Origin of the sequence: uncultured Tenacibaculum sp., assembly GCF_947494125.1 — a bacterium.
GTDB lineage: Bacteria > Bacteroidota > Bacteroidia > Flavobacteriales > Flavobacteriaceae > Polaribacter.
The window spans coordinates 417,133-433,175 of record NZ_CANLTU010000001.1 but is presented as its reverse complement, the minus strand read 5'-3'; the positions used below and the strand labels follow the sequence as shown (position 1 = coordinate 433,175).

Sequence of the window (16,043 nt, the reverse complement as noted above, 5' to 3'; positions counted from 1 at the left end):
CTATCTTAATAATTTGCGTCTTCTGGATGTTTTGCCATAAATTCTTCTGCTTTTTCTACCATATCGGTACTTCCACAGAAAAAAGGAACTCTTTGGTGTAGTTCAGTTGGCTCCAAATCTAAGATTCTTCTATAACCATCAGTAGCCTTACCCCCAGCTTGTTCTGCTATAAAAGCCATAGGGTTACATTCGTATAACAATCGTAATTTTCCTTTTGGTCCAATTGTACTTGTTGGGTACATGTATATTCCTCCCTTAATCATGTTTCTATGGAAATCAGAAACCAAAGAACCAATATATCTAGAAGTATATGGTCTATTTTCCTTTTCTTCTTGACAGAATTTTAAATATTCTTTTACTCCTTGTGGAAAATGCACGTAGTTTCCTTCATTTATAGAATAAATTGAACCCTTTTTAGGAATTTGAATATTTGGATGTGATAAATAAAATGTTCCTATTGCTGGGTTCAAAGTAAATCCATTTACTCCATTACCTGTTGTAAAAACTAATATCGTAGATGTTCCATAAGCAACATAACCAGCAGCTACTTGCTCTGATCCTTTTTGTAAAAAATCTTCTTTGGTTACTCTTGTTCCTTCAGGTGAAACTCTTCTATAAATAGAGAAAATAGTACCTACAGATACGTTAACATCTATATTAGAAGATCCATCTAAAGGATCCATTAATAACACATATTTATTATCGTTTGCTTTATTTTTTCCTTCAACAACAATAAAATCGTCTTCTTCTTCACTTCCTATTCCACAAACAATTTCCCTATTAATAAGTGTTTGTTTAAATAAATCGTTAGCTAAAACATCTAATTTTTGTTGAGTTTCTCCTTGTACATTTATATCTCCGGAAGCTCCGGTAATATCAACTAAACCAGCTTTTCTAATTTCGTGGTTTACTACTTTAGCTGCTAATCTTATTGAGTTAATTAAACGAGAAAGTTCTCCGGAAGAATATTTAAAATGATTTTGATTATCAATAATATACTCCCCAAGAGTCATATGTGTTTTGTTCATGTCAAATTTTTGTGTTGTTGTACAAAGATGCCAACTTTTTATAGCAACTACAACGTTTTCGAATATTTATTTTTATAACCTCATAGCTTCCCTAACATTCTATAATCTCTCTTTCAAAAACTCCAACTGCTTTTGTAGTAAAAAAGAATATTTTTTTATATTCGCTAACTGTTAAAAAAATCATAAAAACTCAAACTATGAAACGATTACTACTTTTAGTAATACTTTTATTACCCGCTACTTTATTAGCACAAAGCACAAATCTAGACAGAGAAAGATTTAGTGTATCTTATGTTAAACTTCCTTCAGATCCTATCATAGAAAATGATAAAAGAACATTTTCTATTAACCTTAATGGGATTGCTATTCAGGGATATTCAAAAGTAAATGCTCCTGGTACTTTAGACATTAATTATAATTTTAATGGCACTTCGGTTAGTGATGCAAAAATTGAAAAGATTAAGCATGAAAAGAAAAACAAAGAAGGTAAAGTAATATCTGTATCATATACTTATAAAGCAAAAGCTAAATTTATATCAAGCGCTAACATTAATGTTATTAACGCATTAAGTGGTCAGAGCTATGAAAAAACTTTTAATAATGAGTCTAACTATACAAGTAATGCGTTTAATAGCTATTATAAGGCTGAAAGACATTATGCTGTAAATAAATATGATATTAAAAGTAATCATAGGTCAAAGCATAAATCTGCTATTAAGTCTAACATTAAATCTTATTTAAACTCAAGATATGGTTATGTACCGTACAGTACTCAAAGTGAGTTTTTATGGATTCTTGCTTCAAAACGTCATCCTGAGCATCAAAAACATCATGAAGCCTATAATAATATGAAAGTTATTTTCGCTAAAATGAAATATGATGAGCCAATGGATGAAATCCGTAAAGAATTAGAGCCTGTTATACAATACTTTAATGATGTTATCCCTAGATATCCAGGGAAAAAACGTAAAATGAGAAAGGTTAAATATGCTAGTTATTTTAACCTTGCTAATATTTATTATTATTTAGATATGCCTGAAAAGGTTAAAGAGAATGCTCAAAAATTAATTGAGAATGGCTATGATAAATCAGACGGAAAAAGATTTATTAGATATGCAGAATCTCTGACTAAGACTTTAGAAGCAAACAAAATGAAGTCTCGACACATGAAAGTTCTTACCGAAGATATTAGTAATGTAAAAGAAGAAGTAAAAGAAACGCCACAACAACCTAAACCTAGTTCTAACTTAGAATTAAACAAAGCTTATTTAATTACTAAGAAGAACGATACTGTATTAGTAGATATCAATACAACTAATATAGCAAAAATTGGATATGACATAAAAACTGTACAGTATGATAACAATGGTACTCCAATAGGAACAAGGGTAAAAAAGGCAAAAGGTTGTAAAGAACTTTTATTTATTGATGGTCTTCATTATAAGAATATAAAATTCAAAGAGTCTTCTATAAAATCTGGAGCTGTAAACGTAGGTCAAGCTTTAGGAGGTGCAACAGATAAATTATGTAAAGTACTTTTCGAATCTGATAAAATTAATTTATATAAATTTAATAATAAAGAACTTGTCTTTGTTACTCCTGGAAGTGATAAAGGAAAATCAACTTCTGGAATGAGTTTCGTTTTTGGTTTTAAGAAAAACCTAATGAAACTTGCAAAAAGCTGTCCAGAAGTAGCAAAAAAAGCAAAAGCTAAGGCATATAAAAATACCGAGGAGAGTTTGTTGAAGTTTTGTAATGATCTAACAGATTGTGATACTTCAAAAAGTATTAAATAAAATACTCAAACAAAAACGCAATCGATAAGATTGCGTTTTTTGTTTTTATAATAATATACAGAATCTCATATTAAAAATTCAACAATTTAAAATGATGTGTTATAAATTTCTATTTGTTTTAAAGGAATTTTTTAAGAAGTATCTTTACACAAAAATTTTACAATGAGTTTTATAATTAGGTCCGGAGAAGGTAAAGATGCTCAAGCTATATTAAATTTAATTATCGAATTAGCTGTTTTTGAAAAAGAGCCAGATGCAGTAAAAGTTACTGTTAATGATATACTACAAGATGGTTTTTCAGACAACCCTAAGTTTAAAACTTTCGTTGCTGAAGAATCTGATGGGGAAATCATAGGAATGGCTTTGTTTTACGAACGTTATTCTACTTGGAAAGGAAAAGCAATTCATTTAGAAGATTTAATGGTAACAGAATCTAAAAGAGGAATTGGTGCAGGAAAAGCTTTATATGCTTCTATTATGAAATATGCTCATGAAAATAACTTTAAAAGAGTTGCTTGGGAAGTTTTAGACTGGAACATTGGTGCTATTAATTTTTATAAAAGTACTGGCGCATCTGTTTATGATGAATGGAGAGTATGTCACATGAGTGAAGATAACTTAAAAGAATTTTGTAATGAGAATATTTAAGTTTGGTGGTGCTTCTGTAAAAGATGCAGAAGGCGTAAAAAATGTAGCACGTGTATTACAACATGAAGGAACTGAAAATCTTTTAGTTATTATTTCAGCAATGGGAAAAATGACCAATGCTTTTGAACAGATAATTAATAATTATTTTTATAAAAAAGATGGCTTACAAGACTCTATAGATTTTGTAATAAACTACCACCAAGAAATTATAAATGATTTATTTGAAAAAGATCATGAAATTTATAACAAAGTAAATTTATTATTTGGTGAGTTAAGTGGTTTTATGGTTAAAAACACCTCAACCGATTACAATTATGTATATGATCAAATTGTTGGATTTGGAGAGCTCTTATCAACAAACATTGTAAGTACTTATCTTACAGAAACTGGAGTTAACAACCAGTGGTTAGATGTGAGAGACTATATAAAAACTGATACAAATTATAGAGATGCAAAGGTTAATTGGGGTCTTACCGAAGAAAAAATAAATAAAAACATAAATATTTCTCAGTTAAATATTACTCAAGGTTTTTTAGCAAGTAATGGTGATCAAACAACAACATTAGGTAGAGAAGGTTCTGATTATACTGCGGGTATTTTTGCCTATTGTTTAAATGCAAAAAACGTAACTATCTGGAAAGACGTTGATGGTGTTTTAAACGCAGATCCAAGAGTATTTACAGAAACTGAACTGTTAAATGAAATATCATATACTGAAGCTATAGAAATGGCTTTTTATGGAGCTTCAGTAATACACCCAAAAACAATTCAACCTTTAGAACAAAAAAACATTCCACTTTATGTACGTTCTTTTAAAGATATTTCTAACAACGGAACTTGTGTAGGAAGAGGAAAGAAAATAACTCCCGAAGTACCATGTTTTATTGTAAAGAAAAATCAAATTTTAGCTTCAATTTCCGCTAAAGACTTTTCTTTTATGGTTGAAAATAATATTAGTGATGTATTTAAAAAATTACATGAGTATAAATTAAAAGTAAATTTAATTCAAAACTCAGCTATAAGTTTTTCGGTATGTATAGAAGATAAGTATAATAATTTTGATACCTTTTACAACGATCTAAAAACAAATTTTAATATAAAGTCATATAGAGATGTAACGCTTTATACAATTCGTCATTTTAATAATGACGCCCTAAAAAGCATTCAGAAAAAAGGAAAATCAATTATTCGTCAAATTAATACCGAAACAGCGCAACTGGTCATACAATAAAAGATGAAAAGCTCGTAAAATTCCGTTATATTTGCGGTTACGTTTAACTGGATATTAATGTATGGGAATAGTTACATCAAAAGAGATTGCTAAAGTTATTGGAGTAGATAAGTTCGGTGTTGCTGGGACTTTTATTGGCTGGTTATTGATTAAAACTTTACGTATTTCTGCTATTAACAGAATTTACAACAACAATAAAAATAAATCTGATTTAGATTTTTTAAACGGTGTTTTAGAAGATTGTAAAATTGAATTTGAAATACCAGAAGAAGATTTAAAAAGAATTCCAAAAGATGGTCCATTTATTACAATATCAAACCATCCATTAGGAGGAATAGATGGGGTTTTATTATTAAAACTATTGATTGAAAAAAGAGCAGATTATAAAATCATTGCTAACTTTTTACTACACAGAATAGAACCATTAAAACCATATGTAATGCCTGTAAATCCTTTTGAAACTCATAAGGATGCAAAATCGAGTGTTTCAGGTATTAAAAGTGCTTTAATGCATTTAAGAGAAGGAAAACCTTTAGGTATTTTTCCAGCAGGAGAAGTTTCTACGTATCGTGATGGTAAATTAATGGTAGATAAACCTTGGGAAGAAGGAGCTGTACGTTTGATTAAAAAAGCAAAAGTTCCAGTTATTCCTATCTATTTTCACGCAAAGAATAGCCAATTATTTTATATTTTATCTAAAATTAGTGGAACCTTACGTACTGCTAAACTTCCATCAGAAGTAATTTCACAAAAAAACAGAGTTATAAAAGTAAGAATAGGGAAACCTATTTCAGTTAAAGACCAACAACAATATACAGATGTTCCTTCTTTTTATGAATTTATAAGAAAGAAAACATATATGTTGGCAAACCCTTTTGAGAAAACACCTCAAAAGATTTTATCAACTCAAAATTTAAAGATTCCTAAAAAAGCTAAAAAAATAACTTCTCAAAAAACACCTGATTTATTTATTAAAGAAGTTGATGATTTAAGAGATAAAGGAAGTAGATTATTACAAAGTAAAAATTATGAAGTGTTTTTTGCTAACGCAAAAGAAATCCCTAATATTTTACATGAAATAGGAAGGCTTCGTGAGATAACCTTTAGAGATGTTGGAGAGGGAACAAATAAAGCTATTGACTTAGATAAGTTTGATAAATACTACCACCATTTATTTTTATGGGATAATGTTCAAAACGAATTAGTTGGAGCTTACAGGATGGGTCTTGGTAAAGACATCTATAAGAAACACGGAATTAATGGTTTTTACATTCATACTTTATTTAGAATAGAGCCAGAACTATACTCAATGATGCAGAGTACCATTGAGTTGGGTCGCGCTTTTATAGCAAAGCATTATCAACAAAAGCCAATGCCTTTATTTTTACTTTGGAAAGGAATTGTTCACACAACATTACGTTACCCAGAATATAAATATTTAATGGGAGGTGTAAGTATTAGTAATCAATTTTCAGAATTTTCAAAATCGTTAATGATTGAGTTTATGAAATCTCATTATTACGACCCATATGTAGCACAATACATACATCCTAAAAAAGAGTTTAAAGTAAGCCTTAAAGATGCCGATAAAGATTTTGTTTTTGATGCAACCAAAGCTGACATGCAAAAATTTGATAAAATTATTGATGAAATTGAACCAGGAGCACTACGTATTCCTGTTTTAATTAAAAAATATGTAAAACAAAATGCGCGTTTAGTAGCCTTTAATGTAGATCCTAAATTTAATAATGCTGTTGACGGGTTAATGTATATTAAAGTGGCAGATATACCTGATAGTACTGTAAAACCAGTTATGGAAGAATTTCAAGCTGAATTGGAAAGACGTGCTACAGAGAGTTTAAATAAATAATAAAATTACACATATATAAAAAAAGGATGCTTTAATAAGCATCCTTTTTTTATACTTTTAAACCAAATTTAACTAATAATGAATGTTTTAAAAGAAAACCTAACACAGTACATACAAACAGTTATAAACAACGAGTTGTTAAATTCCTTTGTACCAGAAATTCTAAAACATTTTTCTCTTAAAACACTTTCAAAAAACGAATACTTTGCTAAAGAAGGTAATGTTTGCAAACACTTTTGTTTTATTGAAAGTGGAATTTTACAACACTCCATTCAAATTTCTAATGAAGAGAAAACAACCTATTTAGGTTTAAAAAATTCATGCACCGCTTCGTTGAAGAGTTTTTTACAACAAACACCCTCTCGTAAAAACATAAAAGCTTTAAGTGATTGTAATTTATGGGTAATTTCTACAACTAATTTTAAGTTTCTTTTAAAAAACAATAAAGGTTTTCATCAGTTTTACTTTAACTTAATTGAAAATCAAATTTTTTTAATTGACGATTACCGAATAGACCTACTTACACTAACTCCAGAAGAACGTTATCAAAAACTATTATTAAACGAACCTAAATTATTACAAGAAGTACCGTTACATTATTTAGCTTCTTTTTTAGGAATTTCTACAAGACACATGAGTAGAATTAGAAAAAATATAAAATAACGCCAAATGGCTAATATTTGCACATTTTGTTTGCTTATTTTTGAAACAAGTTTATAATTTAATTGAATTTATTATGAAATACCATCCAATAAATAGAGATTTATATATTAAAAACCGTAAAAACTTTATGGCTCAAATGAAGCCAAATAGTTTAGCCGTTTTTAACTCAAATGATATATATCCAGTAAGTGCAGATAGTACCTTACCTTTTGAACAACACCGTGACATCTTGTTTTTAAGTGGTGTAGATCAAGAAGAAAGTATTTTAGTATTATTTCCAAATTGTCCGAAAGAAAATTTACGTGAGGTGTTGTTTTTACGTGAAACAAATGAGCATATTGCTGTTTGGGAAGGAGAAAAATTAACTAAAGAAAAAGCTTTAGAAACAAGTGGTATTAAATCTGTTTTTTGGTTACAAGACTTAGAAAAAGTATTGGCAGAAATGATGGCTTTGGCAGAAACTGTTTACATAAATACAAACGAACATTATCGTGCTTCTGTAGAAACAGAAACTCGTGAGGCTCGTTTTACAAAATGGTTATTAGAAAAATATCCTGCACACTCAGTAGCAAAAAGTAATCCTATTTTACAACGTTTACGTTCTTTAAAAGACCAAATAGAGTTGGGTTTATTACAAACAGCTTGTGATATTACTGAAAAAGGATTTAGACGTGTTTTAGATTTTATAAAACCTGGAGTTTGGGAATATGAAATTGAAGCAGAATTTATTCACGAATTTATTAGAAATCGTTCTAAAAAATTCGCTTATACACCAATTATTGCTTCAGGTAACAACGCAAATGTATTACACTATATTGAAAATAATCAGCAATGTAAAGCTGGTGATTTAATTTTAATGGATGTAGGTGCAGAATATGCTAACTATTCATCTGACATGACAAGAACAGTACCTGTTTCTGGTCGTTTTACCGACAGACAAAAAGCAGTATACAATGCTGTAAATCGTGTGAAAAATGACGCTACAAAATTATTAGTTCCTGGAACTATTTGGGCTGATTACCACGTAGAAGTTGGTAAATTAATGACTTCTGAATTGTTAGGTTTAGGTTTATTAGACAAAGCCGATGTACAAAACGAAGATCCAAAATGGCCTGCTTATAAAAAATACTTTATGCACGGTACTTCTCACCATATGGGTTTAGATACTCATGACTATGGTTTATTACACGAGCCAATGCAAGCTAATATGGTATTTACAGTAGAACCAGGTATTTATATTCCAGATGAAGGCTTTGGCGTTCGTTTAGAAGACGATGTGGTAATACAAGAAACTGGAGAGCCTTTTAACTTAATGCGTAACATTCCTATTGACGCTGATGAGATTGAAGATATTATGAATAAATAATTACAAAAGAATGAAGAAGTTAGCTATTATATTATTATTAATTGTATCTAATACTTACTGTCAAAATAAAAAAGAGAACGTCAATTGTTCTTCATTTAAAATTGGTAAATATAGAATAGTGGATAAATTGAGTGGTGTTACTGATATTGAGAGAACATCAAAATATCAAATAGAAGAAAACAAAAAACACAAATACAAAATAAAACTCTCTGTAACTTGGATTAATGATTGTACCTATCAACTTAAAGTTGTTGAAGATTTAATGAATCCGCAAAATAAAAATCTACCTGAAATGATTTTAACTTGTAAGATTATTGAAAAAACAAACAATGGTTACCTTCAAGTTTCTTCTTCAAACATAAGTGAAATGGTATTAAAAAAAGAAGTAATTAAACTTGATTAAATTTAATTGTATTTTTGAGTTTTAACATAAAGAAAACCCCGCAAAATATGCAGGGGTTTCTTTTTATATATAAAAGCTTACTCTACTTTTAAAGTGTATTGTGGGGTTGGATTTAACGGGCAAAAATACACGTATTCTCCTTTTTTTAAGCTTACTTTTTTAGAAGTAGACTTTGAATTGTTTTTTACTAAAGAAGTTACATAAGCATTCTTGATATGATCTTTCGCTTCTACTTTCCCTTTTGGAGCTAATACAAAACCTACATCGTGCCCTACTTCTTTGTTTGAAATTTCAAAAATATAAGTTCCTTCTTTTAGGGTTAATCCTTGTTGCGTAAACTCACCTTTTGTTTGTTCTAAAGCTACTGTTTTTACATCTTGTGCATTTGCTTGAAAAGCAATACCTAATGTTAATACTAAAATTGCAATAATTCGTTTCATTTGATTTGTTTTTATAATTATAAATTTATTTAAGGGTTGAGCAGTCTTGTAGTCTATAACAGTTATTATAGTTATGCCTCACATATTACTACAAGAACTAACTCAAGATTTTTGTTATGCTTTTACAGTAAATTTTCCTGCTTCTACTTCTGGAAAATCGATCTCTGTTTCTGCTATATGATTTACATAATTTGTTAGTGTATTAGAAACTACGTTTAATACTATTTCTAATATATCTCCATCGTTATAACCTGCTGCTTTTGCTGCTGCTATTTCTTCAGAACTTACTTTACCTCTATTTTTAGTTACACTTTGTGCAAAGTTTAATCCAGCTTGTACTTTGGCATCAACCGATATACCTTGTCTGTTTTGTGCAGTTTCAGCTTCTGTTAAACCATTCATTTTACCAATTGCTGTGTGCGCAGATAAACAATAGTTACACTCATTTTCTTCAGCAATAGCTAATGCTAGTTGCTCTCTAAATTTATTTGAAAAATTTCCACTAGCAGTTAAGTCTCCTAAGCTTAAATAACTTTGTAAAGTAGCTGGCGAATTTCCAAACACCTTTATTAAATTAGGTATAAAGCCTAGTTTGTTTTGTACTGTATCAAATAATTCTTTTGATTTCCCTGTTATTGTTTCTGGATTTAATGTTTCAATTCTTGTACTCATTTTTATATTTTTTAAAAGTTTTTAATTTTGTTTGTTACACAATTCTCTTTCAGAAAATTGTTTGTCGTATTCTTGGTATCCCCAACAATTAGGGCATTGATATTCTTCTGCTGTCTTCATTTTTTATATTTTTAATTAACCATGAAAACCATTGGTTAAAATTCTAGTACAAAGATGCGACGAGAATAACCTTCTAAAAATGGACAAAGGTTCCTAACGTTAGGACTTTTTTTTTAAAAATATTAACCTATGTTAATTGGCTAAATGGAAAAGAATGTTATATTTGTCTCATTATTATACATAACATATCCCCTTATGTTATACCCCCTTTAATAATACCCCTTACTCGTAGCCCTTGTGTGTTGCGAGTTTTTTTATGCCTTTTGTTCTTTTTGAAACTGTTTTGGCGACTGCCCTGTTGCTTTATTGAAAAAGCGAGAAAAGTATGCAGGATCGTTAAACCCTAAATCAAACGCTATATTTTTTATTGCTTCTGTTGAATACAATAATTTTCGTTTTGCTTCTGTTATCACCCTATTTTTAATAAAATCGCTAGGAGTTTTTGTTCCTATTTTTTGAAAATGCTTCGTTAACGATTTTGGTGAAATTCCTAAACGATTAGCATAATCGGTAACACTGTGTAGTTTTTTAAAATTTTGTTCTACCAACAAACTAAAATCTTTAAATAACTTTGTTTCGGAATCTTCTTTTACAGTATGTAACTCTTTTTTTATTCTTACTGAATGAATTATAAACTGTTTTAAATATGCTTGTAGCATATCATACTGTGCAGTTTCAGTGTTTTTTAACTCATCAACTAAACTTTCTAGAATGAAATTTAATTTTTCTATATCCTTTTTACACGGTTTTACAAATGGTGTTTCATAAATATTATTAAATAAGATTCCATTACATGCTATTTCGGAATCATGTGTTTGAATACAATAAAAATCTCGCACAAAACTTAACAAATGCGCTTCGTTTATCTTTTCTGAATCGACAGAAAATATCTGTCCTGGAGATAGAAAACACAGTACATTTCCTTCAAAAGAATAGGTTTCAAAGTCTATACTATATTTTCCAGTACCCTGTTTAATCCAAAAAATTTTATACTCATCTATTCGTTGCGGTTTGTTTATGACACAGGTCTTATCAAACTGAATTGTTTGTAAACTAAAAATATCTTTGTACGAATGTGAAGTTACCTCTTGTATAGCCATAGTTTTGCATAGTTTTATTCTTGGTCGAAAAAATATTATTAGCTAACAAAACAAGGCTATATTTGAACTAAAATTCATTACATGTCAATTAAGAGGTTTTTATTTGTTTATTTCATCTTTTTAAACACTATTGCTTTCTCACAATCGAACTGGAAAAAATTAAAAAAACTATCACATCAAAAAAAGATGTGGGTGCTATTTCATCCTTTCAAGGCAAAAAAAGCATTAAATGTTTCACGTGAAGCAAATAGAATTGCTGACTCTATTAAAAAATCTCCTCTTTTAGATGGTGATCCTTCAGGTGGACAAGTAGATGCTTTTCGCCATGCTTTTTGGATGGCTAGTTTACGACAAGAAATTGGTTTAAACGCTGCACGTTCTTTAGGTAAAGCACATGAAAGAGAAAATTACAAAACCTATAAAAAACGCAAATTAGAGGATGGAGTTATTCCAGATAAAATATCTTCTACTATGGATTTGTTTAATAATGAAATCGGATTATCTTTTACTCGAAAAGGAAGTAAAACTCCAAAAAATGGGTTAATTTACAGAGTTATCAATGCAATTCTTGATGGAAAACTAAGAGTAATTAAAAAAGACAAACAAGGTGGTTTTTTAACTTGTAACAATGAACACATTACTCAAGAGTCTTTAAAAGGTAAATGGGAGAACAATAAATGTTTGATTAATTCTAATAGTAAAAAATAAATGCAAAAAGTATATTTTATTTCTGGTACTATGTGTACTGTAGATCTATGGCAATTTGTATTTCCAAAATTAGAAAACATAGAACCCATATATGTTGATATTACTTCCGCAATTTCTTTTAAAGAAATCAATACTATTATTTTATCTAAAATTGAAGAACCTGCAATTATTGTTGGATTCTCTTTAGGTGGATTCTCTGCCTTAAATTTTGCTATTCACTTTCCAGAAAAAGTCAAAAAATTAATTATTGTGGCTGCCAATGCAAATGGGTTAAACGAAAAAGAAATTCTACTAAGGCAAAGTACTACTACTTTTTTAGAAAAACATAAATACAAAGGAATTTCGCAAACAAGAATTCAACAGTTCTTACATCCAGATAATCATCACAACAAAAAAATTACTGGAGTTATTAGAAAAATGGATAACGATTTAGGCAAAGAAGTTTTAATCCGTCAGTTAAAAGCTACCTCTTCTAGGATAGATATTTCTGAACAAGTTTCTAAATTGAATACTCCTATTTTGTTTGTTTCTGCCAAAAACGATGCGCTAGTTCTTTCTGAAGAAATAAAAAAAGCAGCTAACCGTACTTTAAAAGGAAAATTCATTAGCATTAAAAATTGTGGGCATATGATTCCTTTAGAAAAGCCTCAAGAATTATCTAATATTTTAAATTTTGTTTTAGCTAATTGATAAAATATTTATTTATTTTTTCTAAAACTTGATGGTGTTGTTCCTTCAAGCTTTTTAAAAGCACTATTAAAAGAAGATAGGCTACCAAATCCAATATCAAATGCTATTGAAGAAATGGTAAACTTTTCGTTACTTGGATCTAAAAGCATCTTTTTTGCCTCTTGAATTCTATAATAATTGATAAAATCATTAAAATTTCGTTTAGCATATTGATTAATAATTAATGATACATTCTGAGTACTTTCCCCCAACAAATTACTTAATTTTGAAAGTGTTAAATCTGATTCAAAATACAATCCATCATCTATAATTAATTTAGATATTCGATTAAACAAAATTAAATTATCATTGGGTTTAAAAACATTTCCATCTATTTCTGTAATTTTTAACTCAAACGCTTTATAACTTAGGAAATAGATAATTATCGAATACATTATTGGTCCAATAATATATGGAACTGAATCTTCTATAAGATTTAAAAAATATGAAATCCAAATAATAACAAAACCAATAATAACAAGTTTTAACCAATCGAATATTGCTTTTTGTGATTTCGTTTTTCTCTCTTTTTCTAATTCCTTTTTTTTATTTTTCAACAATTTCCATGAAACTCCTATATAAAAAGCAAAATGTAGATAAATAAAAAGAAGTACGCTTGAAAGTATTATTATTACAATCTTATTGTTTTCAAACAATTCTTTGGTAATAAAAAAACTCATTATAAAAACTAAAAAAAAAGGAGTTAATTCTACAAAATAGCTTTTTGTTAGTTTAAAATTAGGGCGTAACATTCCTAATAAATACCATCTCAACAATGGGCCAATTAATAGTAAAAAAGCTAATCCTGCAAAGATAAATACAGGTTCTAAATCATCACCAAAATTCATCATTACAGACTTCCCTATTCTAAAAGCCATAAAAATTAATATGAGCCCTAATAATAAATTAGTTAGTACTTTTTTCTTTTTAAAAAAGCCTAAATAAAAAGCAAATAAAACACCATGCAAAAGACCTGCACTGCTAATAATGATAAGAAGTATTTCTAAAAAACTCAATAGAATATTTTCCTCAAATTTATGAATATTTACTAAAATCAAAAAACATAAATCACTTTGGATTTATGTTTTCTTAAGTTTTCAAAATGATCTTGTTTAATTCCTTTTAGATTTACTTTTTGTATAAGAAGTTAATCCTAACAAACCAAAAAATTGACCTATATCTCCTTTCATTGCTGCCATAACACTGTGTGATGCCATTAATAATCTATCAACTTGCTTTTTCTCTTGTATTATTAATTTATCAATTAACTCTTTTGCTTTTTTAGAACCTTCTTTTTCGTACACTAACAGAACTTTTCCAGCATTTTCTTCTCCTGTATTCTCTCTATACTTAGGCATATATCCTAATTGTTTTATCATAGTCTCGGCTAATTTCCATGTAGACCAAGGATTCTGTCCTGTTATTAAATTATTATCATGACTTATTGTTTCTAAATACATCGCTCCTTCATTAAATTTAGCTCCTCTCGATGTTAATTTATCTTGTAAAAGAAAAGGAAATATAGATGCTGCATCCGGAATTAACAGTAATTCTTCTTCATTTGTAAAACCACTTACTTTTTTATTCTCTAAAAGATGTGTTCCATTATCAAGAGTTACATTTACTAAAGCAGCAGGTCCATGACAAACTGCCCCAATAACTTTACCTGATTGGTAATGATTTTTTACAATTTCTTGAATTGCTTTATTATGTGGGAAATCGAACATTGCTCCTTTACCTCCAACAAAAAACACAGCACTATAATCTTCTCCTTTTACATCATTCAATGGAATTGTATGACTCGTTTTATATTGTGCTATAGAATCATTTAAAAAAGCATAATCAAATTCTCTCATATCATCATCATCAAGAATAACTGCTGGTTTTCCTCCTAAAGGACTTGCCACATCTACTTCAAAACCATTCGCTTTAAAAACATAGTAAGCACGTGATAATTCAGTTAACTCATAACCTGTACTTTTTCCACTATTTCCCATGGTTTCAGTACTGGTAACCACTGCTAATATTTTTCCTCTTTGTGGAATAATGTTTTTAGATAAATAAGAAATATCTTCCATTTTACTCGATGTTAAATCCTTTTTCATTTCCTGAAGAGGCAAGAGATTAATAAACCAAACTCCGAATGAAATAATAATTATTATTAAACCAATTACTGAAACTAACGTCCATTTTAATTTTGGATACTTTTTTAATTTAAAAATAACTCCCGTAGCTACTCCTAAAGCTGTTCCAACAATAATCCCAAGAGCTAAATTATTTATTGTTAATCCTATTACGACACCGAATGCTAATCCAATGATTATTCCTATTACGATTTTTTTTCCTGATTTCATTATATAAATTTTGTTCTAATTATACTGCGAATTACTACAAACACTCTTATAAAAACTGAGTAAATGATAATTTCATCAGAGCAAAAGGTTATTTAATCATTTATTTTTTAGCAGACTACTCTTCCTATTTAAACCCATTCTAAATATTTAAGAAAAGAATTCGTAAAGTTTGTCCGTGTAGCGTGAAGCCCTTAAATTTGTAGTATATTATAATCAATAAACAAAATAATGGGATTATTAAAATCTTCAATCGGAAGAAAATTTGCCATGGCACTTTCGGCATTCTTCTTGATGTTTTTCTTATTACAGCACTTTGCAATCAACATTACTTCAATTTTTCCAGACAACGGAGCTACATTTAACAAGTTATCTCATTTCATGGGAACCAACGCGTTAATACAATATGTAATGCAACCTGTCTTAATTTTCGGAGTAGTTTTTCACTTTGTAATGGGATTTGTATTAGAAGCAAAAAACTGGAGTGCAAGAAAAGTAAGTTATGCTAAGAATAACGGAGCAGCAAATTCTACTTGGATGAGTAGAAACATGATTTGGTCTGGAGCAGCAATTTTAGCATTTGTATTGTTACATTTCGTAGATTTCTGGTTCCCAGAAATTAACACCAAATTCATTCAAGGTGACTGGAGTGGTTTACACGATGGAGAACTTAGATATTTCCACGAATTACAACACAAATTCTTAAATCCAATTAGAGTTGGTGCTTACATCATTGCATTTGTATTTTTAGCAATGCACTTGTTACATGGTTTTAGTTCTGCATTCCAATCAGTTGGAGCAAATAATAAATACACTAAAGGATTGAAAACATTCAGTAAAATTTATGCAATTGGATTACCTGTTGGATTTATCATTATTGCATTATTTCACCATTTCAATCATTAATACGAAACAAGT

Annotated in this window: 16 protein-coding genes; 10 read left to right on the top strand and 6 right to left on the bottom strand. The window is 29.1% G+C overall.

Annotation, left to right across the window (positions count from 1 at the left end):
• Positions 1 to 5: 5 nt before the first annotated feature.
• Complete coding sequence (fbp, locus tag Q0881_RS01905; protein WP_299156424.1) at positions 6 to 1,028, bottom strand: class 1 fructose-bisphosphatase; 1,023 nt, start codon at positions 1,026 to 1,028, stop codon at positions 6 to 8.
• Between the two features lie 197 nt (positions 1,029 to 1,225).
• On the opposite strand from fbp, the gene Q0881_RS01900 reads away from it, so the two are divergent.
• The 7 genes from Q0881_RS01900 to Q0881_RS01870 all read left to right on the top strand — a co-directional run bounded on the left by Q0881_RS01900 (position 1,226) and on the right by Q0881_RS01870 (position 9,005).
• On the top strand, positions 1,226 to 2,824 hold the full coding sequence (locus tag Q0881_RS01900; protein ID WP_299156423.1) for a hypothetical protein: 1,599 nt from the start codon (positions 1,226 to 1,228) through the stop codon (positions 2,822 to 2,824).
• A 162-nt stretch (positions 2,825 to 2,986) separates the two neighbouring features.
• Positions 2,987 to 3,472, top strand: coding sequence for a GNAT family N-acetyltransferase (locus Q0881_RS01895; RefSeq protein WP_299156421.1), 486 nt, complete (start codon positions 2,987 to 2,989; stop codon positions 3,470 to 3,472).
• Complete coding sequence (locus Q0881_RS01890) at positions 3,459 to 4,703, top strand: aspartate kinase (protein WP_299156419.1); 1,245 nt, start codon at positions 3,459 to 3,461, stop codon at positions 4,701 to 4,703. Before Q0881_RS01895 ends, Q0881_RS01890 begins: the two co-directional genes overlap by 14 nt.
• A 61-nt stretch (positions 4,704 to 4,764) precedes the next feature.
• Entirely contained in the window at positions 4,765 to 6,573 is a 1,809-nt protein-coding gene (locus Q0881_RS01885) for a lysophospholipid acyltransferase family protein (protein WP_299156417.1), read from the top strand.
• A 78-nt stretch (positions 6,574 to 6,651) separates the two neighbouring features.
• Positions 6,652 to 7,236 (top strand): Crp/Fnr family transcriptional regulator, encoded by a 585-nt coding sequence (locus Q0881_RS01880; RefSeq protein WP_299156415.1) that lies wholly within the window; start codon positions 6,652 to 6,654, stop codon positions 7,234 to 7,236.
• 73 nt (positions 7,237 to 7,309) lie between these two features.
• A complete protein-coding gene (locus tag Q0881_RS01875; RefSeq protein ID WP_299156413.1) occupies positions 7,310 to 8,602 on the top strand; it encodes an aminopeptidase P family protein in 1,293 nt (430 codons plus the stop codon).
• A gap of 10 nt (positions 8,603 to 8,612) precedes the next feature.
• Positions 8,613 to 9,005, top strand: coding sequence for a hypothetical protein (locus Q0881_RS01870; protein WP_299156412.1), 393 nt, complete (start codon positions 8,613 to 8,615; stop codon positions 9,003 to 9,005).
• Positions 9,006 to 9,082: 77 nt separating this feature from the next.
• On the opposite strand, the gene Q0881_RS01865 is transcribed toward Q0881_RS01870, so the two are convergent.
• From Q0881_RS01865 to Q0881_RS01855, 3 genes are all read right to left on the bottom strand, one after another.
• Positions 9,083 to 9,445, bottom strand: coding sequence for a cupredoxin domain-containing protein (locus tag Q0881_RS01865; RefSeq protein ID WP_299156410.1), 363 nt, complete (start codon positions 9,443 to 9,445; stop codon positions 9,083 to 9,085).
• A 114-nt stretch (positions 9,446 to 9,559) separates the two neighbouring features.
• Positions 9,560 to 10,117, bottom strand: coding sequence for a carboxymuconolactone decarboxylase family protein (locus tag Q0881_RS01860; protein WP_299156408.1), 558 nt, complete (start codon positions 10,115 to 10,117; stop codon positions 9,560 to 9,562).
• Between the two features lie 374 nt (positions 10,118 to 10,491).
• Positions 10,492 to 11,337: a helix-turn-helix domain-containing protein gene (locus Q0881_RS01855; protein ID WP_299156406.1), complete on the bottom strand. Its 846-nt coding sequence runs from the start codon at positions 11,335 to 11,337 to the stop codon at positions 10,492 to 10,494.
• A gap of 81 nt (positions 11,338 to 11,418) precedes the next feature.
• On the opposite strand from Q0881_RS01855, the gene Q0881_RS01850 reads away from it, so the two are divergent.
• On the top strand, positions 11,419 to 12,045 hold the full coding sequence (locus Q0881_RS01850; protein ID WP_299156404.1) for a hypothetical protein: 627 nt from the start codon (positions 11,419 to 11,421) through the stop codon (positions 12,043 to 12,045).
• Positions 12,046 to 12,735 carry an alpha/beta hydrolase gene (locus Q0881_RS01845; RefSeq protein WP_299156403.1) on the top strand — a complete coding sequence of 230 codons (690 nt, stop codon included), beginning with the start codon at positions 12,046 to 12,048 and terminating at the stop codon, positions 12,733 to 12,735.
• An 8-nt stretch (positions 12,736 to 12,743) separates the two neighbouring features.
• On the opposite strand, the gene Q0881_RS01840 is transcribed toward Q0881_RS01845, so the two are convergent.
• Positions 12,744 to 13,790 carry a helix-turn-helix domain-containing protein gene (locus Q0881_RS01840; RefSeq protein ID WP_299156401.1) on the bottom strand — a complete coding sequence of 349 codons (1,047 nt, stop codon included), beginning with the start codon at positions 13,788 to 13,790 and terminating at the stop codon, positions 12,744 to 12,746.
• 96 nt (positions 13,791 to 13,886) lie between these two features.
• A complete protein-coding gene (locus Q0881_RS01835; RefSeq protein ID WP_299156399.1) occupies positions 13,887 to 15,128 on the bottom strand; it encodes a type 1 glutamine amidotransferase domain-containing protein in 1,242 nt (413 codons plus the stop codon).
• A 225-nt stretch (positions 15,129 to 15,353) separates the two neighbouring features.
• Between Q0881_RS01835 and Q0881_RS01830 the strand changes: the two genes are divergently transcribed.
• Complete coding sequence (locus tag Q0881_RS01830) at positions 15,354 to 16,031, top strand: succinate dehydrogenase cytochrome b subunit (protein ID WP_299157014.1); 678 nt, start codon at positions 15,354 to 15,356, stop codon at positions 16,029 to 16,031.
• Positions 16,032 to 16,043 lie beyond the last annotated feature (12 nt).

Excerpts from the sequence above, each read along its gene's own strand:
- fbp (WP_299156424.1), bottom strand. The coding sequence starts at position 1,028 with ATGAACAAAACACATATGACTCTTGGGGAGTATATTATTGATAATCAA.
- Q0881_RS01900 (WP_299156423.1), top strand. The coding sequence starts at position 1,226 with ATGAAACGATTACTACTTTTAGTAATACTTTTATTACCCGCTACTTTA.
- Q0881_RS01895 (WP_299156421.1), top strand. The coding sequence starts at position 2,987 with ATGAGTTTTATAATTAGGTCCGGAGAAGGTAAAGATGCTCAAGCTATA.
- Q0881_RS01890 (WP_299156419.1), top strand. The coding sequence starts at position 3,459 with ATGAGAATATTTAAGTTTGGTGGTGCTTCTGTAAAAGATGCAGAAGGC.
- Q0881_RS01885 (WP_299156417.1), top strand. The coding sequence starts at position 4,765 with ATGGGAATAGTTACATCAAAAGAGATTGCTAAAGTTATTGGAGTAGAT.
- Q0881_RS01880 (WP_299156415.1), top strand. The coding sequence starts at position 6,652 with ATGAATGTTTTAAAAGAAAACCTAACACAGTACATACAAACAGTTATA.
- Q0881_RS01875 (WP_299156413.1), top strand. The coding sequence starts at position 7,310 with ATGAAATACCATCCAATAAATAGAGATTTATATATTAAAAACCGTAAA.
- Q0881_RS01870 (WP_299156412.1), top strand. The coding sequence starts at position 8,613 with ATGAAGAAGTTAGCTATTATATTATTATTAATTGTATCTAATACTTAC.
- Q0881_RS01865 (WP_299156410.1), bottom strand. The coding sequence starts at position 9,445 with ATGAAACGAATTATTGCAATTTTAGTATTAACATTAGGTATTGCTTTT.
- Q0881_RS01860 (WP_299156408.1), bottom strand. The coding sequence starts at position 10,117 with ATGAGTACAAGAATTGAAACATTAAATCCAGAAACAATAACAGGGAAA.
- Q0881_RS01855 (WP_299156406.1), bottom strand. The coding sequence starts at position 11,337 with ATGGCTATACAAGAGGTAACTTCACATTCGTACAAAGATATTTTTAGT.
- Q0881_RS01850 (WP_299156404.1), top strand. The coding sequence starts at position 11,419 with ATGTCAATTAAGAGGTTTTTATTTGTTTATTTCATCTTTTTAAACACT.
- Q0881_RS01845 (WP_299156403.1), top strand. The coding sequence starts at position 12,046 with ATGCAAAAAGTATATTTTATTTCTGGTACTATGTGTACTGTAGATCTA.
- Q0881_RS01835 (WP_299156399.1), bottom strand. The coding sequence starts at position 15,128 with ATGAAATCAGGAAAAAAAATCGTAATAGGAATAATCATTGGATTAGCA.